Raw genomic sequence first — 13728 nt, forward strand, 5'->3', positions numbered from 1 at the left:
ATGCGAGGAAACACCGATGAAGTTCGAAGGCACCCAGGCCTATGTTGCCACCGATGACCTCAAACTGGCCGTCAACGCTGCCATCACCCTGGAGCGTCCGCTGCTGGTCAAGGGCGAACCGGGCACCGGCAAGACGATGCTCGCCGAGCAACTGGCCGAATCCTTCGGCGCCCGGCTGATCACCTGGCACATCAAGTCCACCACCAAGGCCCACCAGGGCCTGTACGAGTACGACGCGGTCAGCCGCCTGCGCGACTCGCAACTGGGCGTGGACAAGGTGCACGACGTGCGCAATTACCTGAAGAAGGGCAAGCTCTGGGAAGCCTTCGAGTCCGAAGAGCGGGTGATCCTGCTGATCGACGAAATCGACAAGGCCGACATCGAGTTCCCCAACGACCTGCTGCAAGAACTCGACAAGATGGAGTTCTACGTCTACGAAATCGACGAGACCATCAAGGCGAAGAAACGCCCGATCATCATCATTACCTCCAACAACGAAAAAGAACTGCCGGACGCGTTCCTGCGCCGCTGCTTCTTCCATTACATCGCCTTCCCCGACCGCACCACCCTGCAAAAGATCGTGGATGTGCACTACCCGGACATCAAGAAAGACCTGGTCAGCGAAGCGCTGGACGTGTTCTTCGATGTACGCAAAGTACCGGGCCTCAAGAAAAAACCGTCCACCTCCGAGCTGGTCGATTGGCTCAAGTTGCTGATGGCCGACAACATCGGCGAAGCCGTGCTGCGCGAGCGCGACCCGACCAAGGCTATCCCGCCGCTGGCCGGCGCCCTGGTCAAGAACGAGCAAGACGTGCAATTGCTGGAGCGTCTGGCGTTCATGAGCCGTCGCGGTAATCGCTGATGTTGCTCAACCTGTTCAATGAAATGCGTGCAGCCAAGGTGCCGGTGTCGGTGCGTGAGCTGCTCGACCTGATCAACGCGTTGAAACAGCGCGTGACCTTCGCCGACATGGACGAGTTCTACTACTTGTCCCGGGCGATCCTGGTGAAGGACGAGCGGCATTACGACAAGTTCGACCGAGCTTTCGGCGCCTATTTCAACGGCCTGGAAAAACTCGACGACCACCTGCAGGCGCTGATCCCCGAAGAGTGGCTGCGCAAGGAGTTCGAGCGCTCGCTGACCGATGAGGAGCGCGCGCAGATCCAGTCCCTCGGCGGACTCGACAAGCTGATCGAGGAATTCAAGAAGCGCCTGGAGGAACAAAAGGAACGCCACGCCGGCGGCAACAAGTGGATCGGCACCGGCGGCACCAGCCCATTTGGCTCCGGCGGCTACAACCCCGAAGGCATTCGCGTCGGCGACGCCGGCAAGCGTCAGGGCAAGGCCGTGAAGGTATGGGACCAGCGCGAGTACAAGAACCTCGACGACCAGGTGGAACTGGGCACGCGCAATATCAAGGTGGCCCTGCGGCGCCTGCGCAAGTTTGCGCGCCAGGGCGCGGCGGAAGAGTTGGATATCGACGGCACCATCGACCACACCGCCCGCGATGCCGGCTTATTGAATATCCAGATGCGACCGGAGCGGCGCAACACCATCAAGCTGCTGTTGCTGTTCGATATCGGCGGCTCGATGGACGCCCACGTGAAGATCTGCGAAGAGCTGTTCTCCGCGTGCAAGACCGAGTTCAAGCACTTGGAGTACTTCTACTTCCACAACTTCGTGTACGAGTCGGTGTGGAAGAACAACCAGCGCCGCACCTCGGAGCGCACCTCTACCCAGGACCTGCTGCACAAGTACGGCGCGGATTACAAAGTGATCTTTATCGGCGATGCATCGATGGCGCCCTATGAGATCACCCAGGCCGGCGGCAGCGTCGAGCACTGGAATGAAGAGCCGGGCTATGTTTGGATGCAGCGCTTCATGGCCAAGTACAAGAAGCTGATCTGGATTAACCCGTATCCGAAGGACACTTGGGGTTATACGGCGTCGACGGGGATCGTGCGGGAACTGGTGGAGGATCAGATGTATCCGCTGACCTTGCGCGGGCTTGAAGAAGGGATGCGCTTCCTCTCCAAATAAACGCCCCCCTAATACTGTAGGAGATCCAATGTGGGAGGGGGCTTGCCCCCGATGGCAGAGGCCCAGTCACTGATGTGTTGACTGAGACACTGCCATCGGGGGCAAGCCCCCTCCCACATTTTGACCTCAGTGTTTTTCAGGTCGTGGTGAACCGCTTCAGAAAGTCGATGTGCTGCTGGTGGGCTGTCTGTTGTACGACCGGCGCCAAGCGCACCGTCTCCCCCGGCAAGCACTGCGCCAGCCGTGCCAGCGACAGCGGCGTCAACGCGCCCAGGCGCGGATAGCCACCGATGGTCTGCCGGTCATTGAGCAACACGATCGGCTGACCGTCCGGCGGCACCTGGATCGCCCCCAGCGGAATGCCCTCGGAAATCAGCGACGGCCCTTGATACTGCAACGGCGTGCCCAGCAGGCGCATGCCCATGCGGTCGGCGCGGCTGTCGAGGGCCCAGTCGGTGTTGAAGGCATCGAACAGGCTTTGGCCGCTGAACTGGCCGATCTGCGCGCCGACGATCACGTCCAATGCTGCCTTGGCCGGCAGGCCTGGATCGTTCAGCCCTTTCAGTGCACCGCCCACACCGGAATACGCCAGGCGCCCGCCCTCGGCCAACGCCTTGCCGAAACCGTCCACCCCGCCCAGTTCTTCCCGCACCACCGTGGCGCAACTGCCGAGTACATCCGGCGCATCAAACCCGCCCGGTGCTGCCAGGTAGGCACGCGCACCGCTGAAGGGCTGGGTGAAACGCAAGCGCTGGCCCTTTTGCAGGATGAAACTGCGGCCGGGGCTGATGGCGCGCTCGTCGATGTAGGCACCCAGGTCCGCACCGGCCAGGGCCAGCAGGCAATACGCCTCGGCTTGCACGGTGAAACCGCCCAGGGTGATTTCCACCACCGGCGCGTCCAGTGCATTGCCCAGCAGCCAGTTGGCCCAGGACATCGACACCCAATCCAGCGCCCCGCCCTGGGTCACGCCCAGGTGGCGCACGCCAAAGCGACCGGCGTCCTGCAACAGGCACAGCGGCGTGCTGGCCTCGATGATCAAGCGGCTCATGCCTGCGCCTCCAACGGCGTGTCATCGCCACCCAGTTTGATGAATTCAGCGTGACCGACCGGCGCGAAGCGCACGGTGTCGCCCGGTTGCATCAGGCTGTAGCCGTCGCGCTCGCGGTCGAAGAGTTTGGCCGGCGTGCGACCGATCAGGTTCCAGCCGCCGGGCGACACCACCGGGTAGGCGGCGGTTTGGCGTTCGGCGATGCCGACGCTACCAGCTGCCACGCGTTTGCGTGGGGTGTTGAGGCGCGGGGTGGCGAGGCTTTCATCCACCAGGCCCATAAAGGCAAAACCGGGGGCGAAGCCGAGGGCGAATACCTGGTATTCGTGGGCGCTGTGGCGCCGGATCACGTCGTCGACAGACAGGCCACTGCGCTGGCTGAGCAAGCTCAACTCGGGGCCGACACTCAGGTCATACCACACCGGCAACACATGGCACTGGCCGCTGCCCTGGGCTTGGGGCTGCAGGTCGATGAGGGCCTGGTCGATCCATTCCCGTGCCTGGGCCGGGCTCACTGCGGTGAGGTCGTAATGCACCATCAAGGTGGTGTAGGACGGCACCAGGTCCACCAATGCGGCACCAAAACCACTGCGCAGGCGCTGGGTAGCGGCCAGCATCCACGGCATATTGGTTTCGGCGATTGCATCAAACAGACGCACCATCAGGCAGTCGATGGCGACCACTTCAATCCGTGCCTTCATACTGGCTTCAATGCCTCGCGGATGCGCTGCACGGCGGCGACCGAACTGGCGTTGTCGCCGTGCACGCATAGCGTGTTGGCCTGCAGCACCAGCGGGCTGCCGTCGCTGGCGATCAGCGCTTCGCGGCGCGAAATGGTCAGGGCTTGCTGCACGATGGTGTCGCAATCGTGGTGCACGGCGCCGGGTAACTGGCGGGAGACCAGGTGCCCCTTGTGGTCGTAGGCACGGTCGGCGAAGGCTTCGAACCACAGCGTGACACCGTATTCGTCGCCCAGGGCCTGGGCCGCGCTGTTGTCGCGGGTGGCGAGCAGCATCAACGGCAGTTCGCCGTAGGCCGCCACGGCCTGGATCACCGCACGCAACTGCGCGGGGTTGGCCATCATGTCGTTGTACATCGCACCGTGGGGCTTCACGTAGCTGACACGCCCGCCCTGGGCGCGGCAGATGCCGTCGAGGGCACCAATCTGGTAGTGCAGCAGGTCTTGGATTTCTTGAGGGGTGTAGGCCATGGAGCGACGGCCAAAGCCTTGCAGGTCCTGGTACGCCGGGTGCGCGCCGACTTGCACGCCGTGCTTGAGCGCCAGGCTGACGGTCTTGCGCATGATGCTGGGGTCGCCGGCATGAAAGCCACAGGCCACGTTGGCGCAATCAATGAACGGCATGACCTCGGCGTCCAGACCCATGGTCCAGTTGCCAAAGCTTTCGCCAATGTCGCAATTGAGTAAAAGACGGCTCACGGGCTGTTGCTCCTGTAGGCTTTATTTTTTGTAGTGTGGGATTTTTTACACAGAACTCGCAACTTGTCCTGGCACCCCAACGGCGCTTATCGTGGAATGGCTCGATTTTTGGCGCGGGCCCGGTGCGGCGTCCAACTAATAAAAACCGATCCATGCATAAGAAAAAGTTGATCCCATGAATTTGAAGTTCCTCGAAACCTTCGTCTGGGTGGCCAAGCTCAAGAGTTTCCGCCTGACCGCCGAGAAGTTGTTCACCACCCAGGCGTCGATCTCCAGTCGCATCGCGGTGCTGGAAAGCGAGCTGGGGGTGAAGCTGTTTCTGCGCGACTCCCGTGGTGTGAGCCTGACCCCGGAAGGCTTGAAGGTGCTCGACTATGCCGAGCAGATGATGGTGACCATGCAGGGCTTGAAGCAGTCCCTGGAGACCACCAGCAGCAAGGTCGGGCGCATTCGGATCGGCGCCATGGACACGGTGATCCACACCTGGCTCAGCCCCTTGGTCGCCGAACTGATGGACCACTTCCCCCTGGTGGAAATCGAGTTGGTCGCCGATACCGCGTTGAACCTCAGCGATCAGCTGCAAAAAGGCTTTCTCGACCTGATCCTGCAAACCGACCTGCTGCGCCTCGAAACCGTGCGCAGCCTGGAGCTGGCCAGCCACCCCATGGCCTGGATCGTTGCCAGCCAATCGATCTACAACCGTGACTACGCCTCCCTGGCCGAACTGGCCCAGGAGCGCATCATCACCTACTCGAAAAACTCCCACCCGCACCAGGACGTTATCCGCCTGATGCAGGCCAACGGCGTGGCCGCGCCCCGCATGAACTGTGTGAACTCGGTGTCGGCGATTACCCGCCTGCTGCGCGATGGCTTTGGCATTGGCGCGCTGCCGCCGGTGCTGGTCAGCGAAGAACTGGCGCGCGGCGAACTGGTGATGCTGCCGATGGCGCAGAAACTGCCGAACTTGCAGGTGGTGGTGTCGTGGCGCGTGGGGGTGGAGTTGGTGGAGGAGATTGTGGGGTTGTGTCAGAAAGTCGTTGCCCGCTATGCCGGGGAGGTCGGTGAAGACAGAATGTTACTGACGAAACCCGGTTAAAACTGTGGGAGCTGGCTTGCCTGCGATAGCGGTGTATCAGTCACTGATGCATTAACTGATAAATAGCTATCGCAGGCAAGCCAGCTCCCACAGTTGACCGCGTCGGTCTTTAGAGGCCTTTGAGGTCGCGCTCTTCAATCGGCCGGCTCTGGCGCAGGCGCTTGCCGCCCAACACCACCCAGTCGATCAGGCGGAACAGGCACTCCAGGCCAAATGACAGCAGCATCGCCCCGCCCAGGCCCCAGCCCATGGCCTCGGGCGTCAGCAGGATCTGGTAGCTGTAGCCATTCCAGGTTTCCTGGCGGATATCCGGGTCGGCGGCCACCGCTACTTGCAGGGCGCGGATGTACCACGGGCCTTGCATGGCCTGGAATTGCTTGTCCAACGCCACCTGGCGATCAAGCATGGCGCCCAGGCTGTTGGCGTCGCTCTGGAACACCGGGTCGTCACTGGCACGGTAATGCGCCACCAACGCCTTCAAATCGCCGTTGAAGAACTGCCGTGCGGTGGTTTCAAACCCGCTGAGGCCGGTCTGGGCCTCGATCAGGTGGGCTTCGACACGCTTGGCGTAATCATTGATGAAGCCCGGCACTTGCACACCGACCAACAGGCCAATGGCAAACAGCACCAACCGCAGATAACTGAGCAACATGGGCGATATCCTTACTCGGTGATGCCCTGGCTGACGCATTCACCGCGTCGCCACAGGCTCCATTGGCCCGGTTCGTAGCGGGTCCAGTTTTCGTTGTCGGTCAAAGGTTCGGTGGCAATCACCGTTACCACATCATTGGGCGTGGTTTCGGCCTGAAAATCGACGATTACGTCGACATCTTTCAAGCGTGCAGGGCCGAAGGGTGCGCGACGAGTGATTTGCGCCAATTTGGTCGAGCAGTAGCAAAATAGCCAGTCGCCGTCGCTGAGCAGGCAGTTGAACACGCCTTTGCTGCGGTATTCGGAACAGGCGGCGGTCAGGTCGGGCAGCACCTTTTCGATGTCCACCGGCTCAGGGAACGCTTCGCGCACGCGGTTGAGCAGGTCGCAGAAGGCCGCTTCGCTGTCGGTGTCACCCACCGGGCGGTAAAAGGTGGCGCGGGGGTTGAAGTCCGCCAACTGGCCGTTGTGCGCAAAGCACCAGTTGCGGCCCCACAGTTCGCGCACGAACGGGTGGGTGTTGGCCAGGCTGACCTTGCCGACATTGGCTTGGCGGATATGGCCAATCACCACTTCACTTTTGATCGGGTAACGTTGCACCAGCAGCGCGACTTCCGATTCGCTGCTGGCGGCCGGGTCCTGGAACAGACGCAGGCCACGGCCTTCATAGAAGGCGATGCCCCAACCGTCACGGTGGGGGCCGGTGCGCCCACCGCGCTGCATCAGCCCGGTAAAGCTGAACACGATGTCGGTGGGGACGTTGGCACTCATGCCCAATAATTCACACATGCCAGGGCTCTCGCTGCAGGGCGGACGACGTTAAAGGCGCGGTTCTACGCGCATACCGCTCACAGGTGCAGGACGGCGAAAAGGCACGTCGTCTTCATCTTGATCCGGCTCGGCAGCCAGGGCTGCATCGGCAGCCGCCTTGCGCTCACGCCGGGCGTTGGCGGCGCGCTCGATGGGCCAGCGGATCAGCACAAACACGAGGTACACGCCAAAGGCGATCATGGTGTACATGAACAGATCGGAAATGGCCCGCCAGGCGTTGTTGCCGACCTTGAGCACCAGGTCCAGGGCGGTGATAGCCACGGCCGGGGCGAACTGGGTCTTGACCGGGTCGACGATGGTCGGGCTGAACAGCAGCACCGCCATCAGCAGTTGCAGCGGCTCGCGCAGCCAGCGCCAGATCCAGCGGGTCATGCGCCACCACACCAACAGGCAGCCCAAAGCGGCGAAGGCGTAAAGGCCCCAAGCGGTCAGATAGTCGTTCTCGGTCATGGTGTCCATGGCAAGGTTGGCAAACAGGCGGCTATGATAACGGCTTTTGCGTGTCGCGGCTGCAATGGCTGCCACCGTCCGCCAGATAGAGATTAATCCATGCCTACATCGACCACCCCGATCGCCCGCAAGGCCCCAGGCCCAGACCCGTACGCCTGGCTGCAGGAGCGTGACAGCGCTGAGGTGCTCGACTACCTCAAGGCCGAAAACGCCTGGCAGGACGTCCAACTCGCCGACCAGGCGGCGCTGCGCGAAAGCCTGTTCGAGGAGATCAAGGGCCGCATTCTCGAAACCGATTTGTCCCTGCCCTCGCCGTGGGGCCCGTACCTGTACTACACCCGCACCACCGCCGGTGACGAGTACGCCCGCCACTACCGCTGCCGCCGTCCGGCCGACGACAGCAACCAAGTGGATGACAGCAGCGAAGAATTGTTGCTGGACCCGAACGTGCTGGCCAATGGCGGTTTCTTTTCCCTCGGTGCATTCAGCATCAGCCCCGATCACCAGCGCCTGGCCTACAGCCTCGACACCAGCGGTGAAGAGATCTACACCCTGTACGTGAAGGAAATCGCGACCGGCAAAGTCAGCGAACTGGAGTTCCAGGACTGCGACGGCAGCATGACCTGGGCCAACGACAGCCTGACCCTGTTCTTCGGCGAACTGGACGACACCCACCGCCCGCACAAACTCTATCGCTATCGCCTGGACGGCACAGCCGCGCAGGAAGTGTTCCACGAGCCAGACGGCCGATTCTTCCTGCATTGCTACCGTTCCAGTTCCGAGCGCCAGCTGCTGCTGTCACTGGGCAGCAAGACCACCAGCGAAATCTGGGCGCTGGATGCCAACCAGCCACACCTGGAGTTCACCTGCCTGGCGCCACGGGTCGAGGACCATGAATACGATGTCGACCATGGCCAGTTGAATGGCGCGTGGACCTGGTTTATCCGCAGCAACCGCGACGGCATCAACTACGCGTTGTTCGTGGCCACCGATATTGGCGACATCCCAACCGAGGATGAATGGCAGAACCTGATCCCCCACAGCGACGACGTGATGCTCGACGGCGTGAGCCTGAATGCCAGCGCCATGACCCTGAGCCTGCGCATCGGCGGCCTGCCGGTGATCGAGGTGCACCCGGAAGGCCTGTCGGCGTATCGCGTGGAATTGCCGGACGCCGCCTACAGCCTCTACGTCCAGAACAGCCTGGAATTTGCCAGCGACAAAATTCGCCTGCGCTATGAAGCCCTGAACCGCCCGGCCCAGGTCCGCCAGCTGGAGCTGTCCAACGGTGCGCAACAGGTGCTCAAGGAAACCCCGGTGCTCGGTGTATTCAATGCCGATGACTATGTGAGCCAGCGCCTGTGGGCCACCTCGGCGGACGGCACCCAGGTGCCGATCAGCCTGGTGGTCAGGCGCGATCAGTTGGGCAAGCCAACGCCGCTGTACCTGTACGGCTACGGGGCCTACGGTTCGAGCCTGGACCCCTGGTTTTCCCACGCACGCCTGAGCCTGCTGGACCGAGGCGTGGCCTTCGCCATTGCGCATGTGCGCGGCGGTGGCGAACTGGGCGAAGCCTGGTACCGCGCGGGCAAGCAGGAACACAAGCAGAACACCTTCAGCGACTTTATCGCCTGCGCCGAACACCTGATCGCCCAAGGCCTGACCACTTCCAAGCAACTGGCCATCAGCGGCGGCAGTGCCGGCGGCCTGTTGATCGGCGCGGTACTCAACCAGCGCCCCGAGCTGTTCCAGGCGGCGATTGCCGAAGTGCCGTTCGTCGATGTGCTCAACACCATGCTCGACCCGGAACTGCCGTTGACCATCACCGAGTACGACGAGTGGGGCAACCCGCAGGAGCCCGAGGTGTACGAGCGCATCAAGGCCTACGCACCGTACGAGAACGTCAGTGCCCAGGCCTACCCGCACATGCTGGTGATCGCCGGCTACAACGACAGCCGCGTGCAGTACTGGGAAGCCGCCAAGTGGGTGGCCAAGTTGCGTGACACCAAGACCGACGACAACCTGCTGTTGCTCAAGACCGAACTGGGCGCCGGCCACGGCGGCATGAGCGGTCGTTACCAGGGATTACGTGACGTAGCGCTCGAATATGCATTTGTGTTCAAGGCGCTGGGGTTGGTTTAAGGAACTTAGCCGGGCGCTCCTGTCTGAACACAGGACCGCCCAACCTGATTGATGGACCAAGATTGCAGCCATGTCACAACCGACGCTTCTCAATAACGAAATCCGCGACATGCTCATGGACTGCGGCCTGTTCGACCCGCTGTTGCCGGAAGATTTTCACGTGGCCGCCGGCTACTTCAATATCAGCAGCATTGCCCGTGACGAAGTGATTTTCCTGGAGGGCGATGCCGGCACCTTCATGTGCATCATCCACAGCGGCCAGGTGGCAGTGCAGAAAACCAACCATGAAGGCCAGCGCCTGACCATCGCCACCCTGCGCAGTGGCCGGGCTTTTGGCGAAATGGCGGTACTGGACGGCGAGCGGCGCTCGGCCAGCTGCGTGGCGGCCAGCGACTGCGTGCTGCTGAACCTGGGCAAGGATGCCCTGGAAAAGATGCTCAACGAGGCTCCCAGGGTGGCCGCCAAGATCATCCGCGCAATCGCGATTGCCCTGTCCAAGCGCCTGCGCATGGCCGACGGGCAACTGCTGTCCCACCAGTTCTAACCGCCCGGCGTCTTCGGCTTGCTGTCGTTTTGCAGCAGGCCAGGCACGGTCTGGTCCTTTGGCGGCGAGGGCAACACGATGGGCGCCAGGGGTGGCGAGCCATTGGTCTTGGGCACCGCGGGCGGGGTGATTTGCGGGTACAAGGTCGGCGTCGGGGTGCCCGGCGCGCCTGGCGTTGGAGCGGGCGCGACCGGTACGGTTTGCAACTCCTGAGCCTGCGCCGCACCCAATGCGAGCGCGCTCAACACAATGACCGTTAGAATGCTGCACTTCATCGATGGCTCCATGGCCTGACCGGAATGTCACAAGGCTACTCCCAACCGCGCAAGAATGCCCTTCCCAATGAGATTTCCATGAAACGTTTCGTTCTGCTCGACACCACCCCGATCCCCGATAACGGCGGTGCCTTGTGCCTGTTCGAGTACGGTGAAGATTTTGTCATCAAGATCCAGGGCGGTGACGGCGGCCAGTTGATGAACACGCGCATGCACGGCTCCGAAGACGCACTGGCGGAGATCCCCTGCCGCAAAGTCGCCGGCCGCCCCGGTTCGCGGGTGTTGATTGGCGGCTTGGGCATGGGCTTTACCCTGGCCTCGGCGCTCAAGCATTTGGGCAAGACAGCCGAAGTAGTCGTCGCCGAGCTGGTGCCCGGCGTCGTGGAATGGAACCGAGGCCCGCTAGGCGAAAAATCCGGCCGCCCCTTACTGGACCCGCGTACCGTGATCCGCCAGGAAGACGTGGCCAAGGTGCTACAGGCCGAGCCCCAAGGCTTTGACGCGATCATGCTGGACGTGGACAACGGCCCCGAAGGCCTGACGCAACGGGCCAACAGCTGGCTCTACTCCGCCGGTGGCCTGGCCGCCTGCGCCAAGGCCCTGCGCCCTAAAGGCGTGCTGGCCGTGTGGTCGGCCAGCGCGGACAAGCTGTTCAGCGATAAACTGCGCAAGGCCGGTTTCAAGGCCGAGGAAGTGCAGGTGTTTGCCCATGGCAACAAGGGCACCCGACACACCATCTGGATTGCACAGAAGGTGTGATCGGTTAGCGCAGGGAATTGCGGTAATCGATCACATACGGGACTTTTTTGTCGAAGGTCTTTTCCAGCTCATTGCGGTCGAGCTCGGTCATGCCGCCCAGTTGATGGGCGGTAAAACCGCTATCGCCGACCTGTGAGCCCGGCGCCAGGCTGACCATGCGCTTGGCCACGGCCTCAATGGCGTCCTTGTAGCCACCTTTCTTGTTCAGGTTGTACTTGCCCAGATCAATTTGAGTGCGCAGCCAGTTGCCCCAGTAGAACTCCAGGAACTCCGGCGCGATCTCCCCGGCCTCAGGCTTGCCATACGCAGCCTTGCGGGTGAAATACACCAGGCTGCGGAAAGAGTCGTCCTGCAGGTTCTTGAAGCCCAGGTGCGCCGGCAGTTGCTCGGGCGGCAGGGTCTGGCCTTGATTGTCCTTGAGCCAGACCTTGCGCGCGGCCTCCATGCGCTGCCAGAAGTTGGCCATGGTCGGGCTGTTGCTGAAGTCATCGGTGACCTTGACCCACATGTTCAGGCGAGGCCCACCGCCGGGCACTTCCCACAAGGTGGTGAAGCTGTGGTGACCGTCGGTCAGGTACAACTGGCCGCCGGGGCCGACGACCACGGTTTTCATGTCGTCGGGATGGGTACCCACCGGGTCCTTGCAGGTGAAGCTCGCCGGCTTGTGCAGGTCCGCGCTCTTGGGCACTTTGTCGGCCTCGCCCTGGCCGTTGGTTTCGCAGTATTCATCGAAGACCTTGGCGGGTTTGTCAGCGAACAGGCCGAGGCTGTAGTAAATCTGGTCAAAACCCACCACCGCCTGGGTCGGGTGCAATTGGTCGAGGGCCACCTCGATCACCTGGCCGGGTTGTGGTGTAGAGAATGCCTGGGCTTGGGCCGTGAGCCCACACACCAACAGTGCAACAGTCCATGAATGCAGACGCATGCGTTTCAAATCCTTATCGATAAAGTGAAGCGGTTATTTACATCGCGAGCGGCTAGAATCAACCCTATCCGTGAACCACCAAACAGCCAGGAGCCATGATGAGCTCGACCAACCCGCCCTCCCACACCGCCAAGCTGGATCGCATCCTTGCCGATGCCCAGCGCGATCGGGAAATGGGCTACCGCGACAAAGCCTTGAAGATGTACCCCCACGTGTGCGGCCGCTGCGCCCGTGAGTTCTCTGGCAAACGCCTGAGTGAACTGACCGTACACCACCGAAACCACAATCATGATGACAATCCCCAGGACGGTTCCAACTGGGAGTTGCTCTGCCTGTACTGCCACGACAACGAACACTCGCGCTACACCGACCAGCAGTACTTCGGCGAAGGTTCCACCAGCAGCCCGACGATTGCCAAGGCCACGCATAACCCGTTTGCGGCGTTGGCAGGGTTGATGAAGAAGGACGACTGAAATCGTCGCTGACTGTGCCGGCCTCTTCGCAGGCAAGCCAGCTCCCACAATTGGAATGCATTCCCCTGTGGGAGCCGGGCTTGCCCGCGATAGCGATATCCCAGACAACACCGCACCCTGCCTAATCCCCGTATAATCGCCGCTTTTCTCCAAGGCACCCTTCCCCGTGGGCAATAAACGCTACAGCTGCATCGGCCTGTACAACCCCAAATCCCCCGAAAACGTTGGCTCGGTCATGCGCGCCGCCGGCTGCTACGGCGTGGCCTCGGTGTTCTACACCGGCGTGCGTTACGAGCGCGCCCGGGACTTCATCACCGACACCAAGAAGGTCCACCACGACATTCCGCTGATCGGCATTGATGACCTGAAAAAGATCCTGCCTCTGGGCTGCATCCCCGTCGCCGTGGAACTGGTAGAGGGTGCCCGCCCCCTGCCGGAATACACCCACCCCGACCGCGCGCTGTACATTTTCGGCCCGGAAGACGGCTCCCTCGACAAGGAGATACGCGACTGGTGTGAGGATGTGGTGTACATCCCGACCACCGGCTGCATGAACCTCGCCGCCACCGTCAACGTGGTGCTCTACGACCGCCTGGCCAAGGGCAACAACACCCGCTCGGGTCCCAAGTACTGAGATTTAGGGAACATCCGGCGCCTGCGGGCAGTCAGCTATTTATCACTAGCCCTCGTTGGAGACAGATCATGAGCGACAGCAAAACCTTGCGACCTATCATCGAACACACGCCGCTCCAGACCCAGCCCACGCAAAACGTCCACGGTTGGGAGCGCATCGGCTCGGTGGCCGGTGGCGTGATGATGGTCGGCAAAGGCCTGCGCCGAGGTGGGATTTTCGGCTTGATCCAAGTGGCGATCGGCGGCGTGGCACTGGCCCGAGGTTTTACCGGGCACAGCACGCTCAAGGACAAGCTCGAACAGGGCCGCCAGGAAATGAACACGGTGCGCGCAAAGATCGAGCGGGCCGGGGAAGAATTGAAGAACTTGAAGACCAAGGCCGAAGTGGCCGCTGAGAAAGCCGTAAAAACCACCGGCTGA

Annotated in this window: 17 protein-coding genes; 9 read left to right on the plus strand and 8 right to left on the minus strand. The window is 62.0% G+C overall.

Features of this window, described 5'->3' with window-relative positions; genetic code table 11:
* The first annotated feature begins 16 nt into the window (after positions 1–16).
* Complete coding sequence (locus CWC48_RS02670) at positions 17–862, plus strand: MoxR family ATPase (RefSeq protein ID WP_003189627.1); 846 nt, start codon at positions 17–19, stop codon at positions 860–862.
* Positions 862–2040, plus strand: coding sequence for a VWA domain-containing protein (locus CWC48_RS02675; protein ID WP_078047413.1), 1179 nt, complete (start codon positions 862–864; stop codon positions 2038–2040). The genes CWC48_RS02670 and CWC48_RS02675 overlap by 1 nt, the downstream gene beginning before the upstream one ends.
* 136 nt (positions 2041–2176) lie before the next feature.
* On the opposite strand, the gene CWC48_RS02680 is transcribed toward CWC48_RS02675, so the two are convergent.
* From CWC48_RS02680 to CWC48_RS02690, 3 genes are read right to left on the minus strand one after another with little or no spacing between them, the layout of a single operon-like run.
* A complete protein-coding gene (locus tag CWC48_RS02680; protein ID WP_100491288.1) occupies positions 2177–3091 on the minus strand; it encodes a biotin-dependent carboxyltransferase family protein in 915 nt (304 codons plus the stop codon).
* Positions 3088–3792, minus strand: a complete 705-nt coding sequence (gene pxpB, locus CWC48_RS02685; protein WP_099494391.1) for a 5-oxoprolinase subunit PxpB — start codon at positions 3790–3792, stop codon at positions 3088–3090. The genes CWC48_RS02680 and pxpB overlap by 4 nt, the downstream gene beginning before the upstream one ends.
* Entirely contained in the window at positions 3789–4529 is a 741-nt protein-coding gene (locus tag CWC48_RS02690; RefSeq protein ID WP_099494390.1) for a 5-oxoprolinase subunit PxpA, read from the minus strand. The genes pxpB and CWC48_RS02690 overlap by 4 nt, the downstream gene beginning before the upstream one ends.
* A gap of 175 nt (positions 4530–4704) precedes the next feature.
* On the opposite strand from CWC48_RS02690, the gene CWC48_RS02695 reads away from it, so the two are divergent.
* Positions 4705–5625, plus strand: a complete 921-nt coding sequence (locus CWC48_RS02695; RefSeq protein ID WP_100491289.1) for a LysR family transcriptional regulator — start codon at positions 4705–4707, stop codon at positions 5623–5625.
* 109 nt (positions 5626–5734) lie between these two features.
* Here CWC48_RS02695 and CWC48_RS02700 read toward each other — a convergent pair whose 3' ends face one another.
* From CWC48_RS02700 to CWC48_RS02710, 3 genes are read right to left on the minus strand one after another with little or no spacing between them, the layout of a single operon-like run.
* Entirely contained in the window at positions 5735–6277 is a 543-nt protein-coding gene (locus CWC48_RS02700; protein ID WP_032888750.1) for a DUF2937 family protein, read from the minus strand.
* An 11-nt stretch (positions 6278–6288) separates the two neighbouring features.
* Positions 6289–7065: a class II glutamine amidotransferase gene (locus CWC48_RS02705; RefSeq protein WP_100491290.1), complete on the minus strand. Its 777-nt coding sequence runs from the start codon at positions 7063–7065 to the stop codon at positions 6289–6291.
* Between the two features lie 30 nt (positions 7066–7095).
* The gene (locus CWC48_RS02710; RefSeq protein WP_078047407.1) at positions 7096–7632 is read right to left on the minus strand and encodes an MFS transporter; all 537 of its coding nucleotides are present in this window, start codon (positions 7630–7632) and stop codon (positions 7096–7098) included.
* 24 nt (positions 7633–7656) lie between these two features.
* On the opposite strand from CWC48_RS02710, the gene CWC48_RS02715 reads away from it, so the two are divergent.
* Both CWC48_RS02715 and CWC48_RS02720 read left to right on the plus strand, forming a co-directional pair.
* Positions 7657–9699 carry a S9 family peptidase gene (locus CWC48_RS02715; protein WP_099494387.1) on the plus strand — a complete coding sequence of 681 codons (2043 nt, stop codon included), beginning with the start codon at positions 7657–7659 and terminating at the stop codon, positions 9697–9699.
* Positions 9700–9769: 70 nt separating this feature from the next.
* Complete coding sequence (locus CWC48_RS02720; protein WP_078047405.1) at positions 9770–10243, plus strand: cyclic nucleotide-binding domain-containing protein; 474 nt, start codon at positions 9770–9772, stop codon at positions 10241–10243.
* On the opposite strand, the gene CWC48_RS02725 is transcribed toward CWC48_RS02720, so the two are convergent.
* Positions 10240–10518 carry a hypothetical protein gene (locus tag CWC48_RS02725; RefSeq protein ID WP_078047404.1) on the minus strand — a complete coding sequence of 93 codons (279 nt, stop codon included), beginning with the start codon at positions 10516–10518 and terminating at the stop codon, positions 10240–10242. The genes CWC48_RS02720 and CWC48_RS02725 overlap by 4 nt on opposite strands.
* Positions 10519–10596: 78 nt before the next feature.
* On the opposite strand from CWC48_RS02725, the gene CWC48_RS02730 reads away from it, so the two are divergent.
* Positions 10597–11277, plus strand: a complete 681-nt coding sequence (locus CWC48_RS02730) for a spermidine synthase (protein WP_078047403.1) — start codon at positions 10597–10599, stop codon at positions 11275–11277.
* Positions 11278–11281: 4 nt separating this feature from the next.
* On the opposite strand, the gene CWC48_RS02735 is transcribed toward CWC48_RS02730, so the two are convergent.
* Positions 11282–12202, minus strand: coding sequence for a ParB/Srx family N-terminal domain-containing protein (locus CWC48_RS02735; protein WP_100491291.1), 921 nt, complete (start codon positions 12200–12202; stop codon positions 11282–11284).
* Between the two features lie 98 nt (positions 12203–12300).
* On the opposite strand from CWC48_RS02735, the gene CWC48_RS02740 reads away from it, so the two are divergent.
* The 3 genes from CWC48_RS02740 to CWC48_RS02750 all read left to right on the plus strand — a co-directional run bounded on the left by CWC48_RS02740 (position 12301) and on the right by CWC48_RS02750 (position 13728).
* Positions 12301–12675, plus strand: a complete 375-nt coding sequence (locus CWC48_RS02740) for a YajD family HNH nuclease (protein WP_025858458.1) — start codon at positions 12301–12303, stop codon at positions 12673–12675.
* A gap of 166 nt (positions 12676–12841) precedes the next feature.
* On the plus strand, positions 12842–13309 hold the full coding sequence (locus CWC48_RS02745; protein ID WP_003189607.1) for an RNA methyltransferase: 468 nt from the start codon (positions 12842–12844) through the stop codon (positions 13307–13309).
* Between the two features lie 68 nt (positions 13310–13377).
* Positions 13378–13728, plus strand: a complete 351-nt coding sequence (locus tag CWC48_RS02750; RefSeq protein ID WP_100491292.1) for a DUF2892 domain-containing protein — start codon at positions 13378–13380, stop codon at positions 13726–13728.

The sequence above is a fragment of the Pseudomonas sp. S10E 269 genome, from assembly GCF_002798465.1.
In the GTDB taxonomy this organism is placed as follows: domain Bacteria; phylum Pseudomonadota; class Gammaproteobacteria; order Pseudomonadales; family Pseudomonadaceae; genus Aquipseudomonas; species Aquipseudomonas pergaminensis.

Excerpts from the sequence above, each read along its gene's own strand:
- CWC48_RS02695 (WP_100491289.1), top strand. The coding sequence starts at position 4,705 with ATGAATTTGAAGTTCCTCGAAACCTTCGTCTGGGTGGCCAAGCTCAAG.
- CWC48_RS02715 (WP_099494387.1), top strand. The coding sequence starts at position 7,657 with ATGCCTACATCGACCACCCCGATCGCCCGCAAGGCCCCAGGCCCAGAC.
- CWC48_RS02720 (WP_078047405.1), top strand. The coding sequence starts at position 9,770 with ATGTCACAACCGACGCTTCTCAATAACGAAATCCGCGACATGCTCATG.
- CWC48_RS02725 (WP_078047404.1), bottom strand. The coding sequence starts at position 10,518 with ATGAAGTGCAGCATTCTAACGGTCATTGTGTTGAGCGCGCTCGCATTG.
- CWC48_RS02670 (WP_003189627.1), top strand. The coding sequence starts at position 17 with ATGAAGTTCGAAGGCACCCAGGCCTATGTTGCCACCGATGACCTCAAA.
- CWC48_RS02730 (WP_078047403.1), top strand. The coding sequence starts at position 10,597 with ATGAAACGTTTCGTTCTGCTCGACACCACCCCGATCCCCGATAACGGC.
- CWC48_RS02750 (WP_100491292.1), top strand. The coding sequence starts at position 13,378 with ATGAGCGACAGCAAAACCTTGCGACCTATCATCGAACACACGCCGCTC.
- CWC48_RS02735 (WP_100491291.1), bottom strand. The coding sequence starts at position 12,202 with ATGCGTCTGCATTCATGGACTGTTGCACTGTTGGTGTGTGGGCTCACG.
- CWC48_RS02740 (WP_025858458.1), top strand. The coding sequence starts at position 12,301 with ATGAGCTCGACCAACCCGCCCTCCCACACCGCCAAGCTGGATCGCATC.
- CWC48_RS02705 (WP_100491290.1), bottom strand. The coding sequence starts at position 7,065 with ATGTGTGAATTATTGGGCATGAGTGCCAACGTCCCCACCGACATCGTG.
- pxpB (WP_099494391.1), bottom strand. The coding sequence starts at position 3,792 with ATGAAGGCACGGATTGAAGTGGTCGCCATCGACTGCCTGATGGTGCGT.
- CWC48_RS02675 (WP_078047413.1), top strand. The coding sequence starts at position 862 with ATGTTGCTCAACCTGTTCAATGAAATGCGTGCAGCCAAGGTGCCGGTG.
- CWC48_RS02680 (WP_100491288.1), bottom strand. The coding sequence starts at position 3,091 with ATGAGCCGCTTGATCATCGAGGCCAGCACGCCGCTGTGCCTGTTGCAG.
- CWC48_RS02700 (WP_032888750.1), bottom strand. The coding sequence starts at position 6,277 with ATGTTGCTCAGTTATCTGCGGTTGGTGCTGTTTGCCATTGGCCTGTTG.